Origin of the sequence: Photorhabdus viridis (assembly GCF_040256935.1) — a bacterium.
GTDB lineage: Bacteria > Pseudomonadota > Gammaproteobacteria > Enterobacterales > Enterobacteriaceae > Photorhabdus > Photorhabdus viridis.
This window is the reverse complement of sequence record NZ_JBEJZY010000482.1, coordinates 1-223: the sequence shown is the minus strand read 5'-3', so window position 1 is coordinate 223 and position 223 is coordinate 1. Positions and strand designations below refer to the sequence as shown.

The 223-nt window shown below is 61.9% G+C and carries 1 protein-coding gene; it reads right to left on the bottom strand.

What is annotated here, in order from left to right; genetic code table 11:
* Positions 1 to 223 (bottom strand): AMP-binding protein (locus tag ABR397_RS24225; protein WP_350307902.1); only part of this gene is annotated, 223 nt, incomplete at both ends.

Sequence of the window (223 nt, the reverse complement as noted above, 5' to 3'; positions counted from 1 at the left end):
AGACGGTTACACAGGGCCCGGTGGCTGTTCATCACCCCTTTGGGCTGGCCGGTAGAGCCGGAGGTATAAATCACATAGGCCAGATGGTGTGAAGTCAGTCCGCGAGCCCGGCTGTCGGGGTTGCTGTCCGGCGTCCCGTCAAAGACAGACGGCGGGCGGGCGTCAAGCACCACAGTAGGCAGGCTGCTATCCAGTATTTCAACCAGCGCGGACTGGGTCAGCA